The 679-nt window shown below is 74.4% G+C and carries 1 protein-coding gene; it reads left to right on the top strand.

Annotated features, from left to right (window positions below):
* Nucleotides 1-156 precede the first annotated feature (156 nt).
* The coding region (locus ACIBJF_RS52730; protein WP_399185011.1) for a TetR/AcrR family transcriptional regulator at nucleotides 157-679 on the top strand (523 nt) is incomplete at its 3' end.

Below are 679 nucleotides of genomic sequence, written 5' to 3'. Positions count from 1 at the left end.
GGCCAAAACACGCGCGGCCCCCCCCCCCCCCACCCCCCCGCCCCCCCCCCCCGCCCGCCCGCCCCCCCCCCCCCCGGGGGCGGGGGTGGGGGGGGGCGGGGGGGGGGGCCCCCCCCGCCCCCCACGGCTTTCCGGCCATCGTGGAGAGAAAGAACCATGCAGACGACCGACACCCCGGCCCGCACTGTGCAGCGCAAGGACGCTCACTCCAACCGCCGACGCATCCTCGCGACCGCCCGGCAGAAACTGCGGAACGACCCCGACACGAGTCTCGACAGCATCGCTCAGGCGGCCGGCGTCGCCCGGCGCACCCTCTACGGACACTTCCCCAGCCGGCATGCGCTGATCGCCGACCTGACACAGGAAGCGGGCCGTGAACTCCGGCAGGCGTTCGCCGGAGCCCGTACCGCGGATGCCGACCCGGTCGAGGCGATGACACGGATGGTGCTGGCGGCATGGGCGGTGGGCGACCACTACCGCATGCTCATCACCTTGGGGCGGCGCCACCTGGGAGAGGACGCGATCCGCACCACCCTGGCACCGGCCCGCGCAGAAGCCGTCGCAACCCTACGGCGCGGTCAGCGCGAAGGCGTCTTCGCGGACCACCTTCCCGCACCCGTCCTCGCCCAAGCACTGGAGGCACTCATGCTGGCCCTCGCCGAGGAGAACGCCGCATGCC

Source organism: Streptomyces sp. NPDC050743, from assembly GCF_044456925.1.
In the GTDB taxonomy this organism is placed as follows: Bacteria; Actinomycetota; Actinomycetes; order Streptomycetales; family Streptomycetaceae; genus Streptomyces.
Note: the sequence above shows the minus strand (reverse complement) of the source record. Positions and strands in the feature narration are given on the sequence as shown.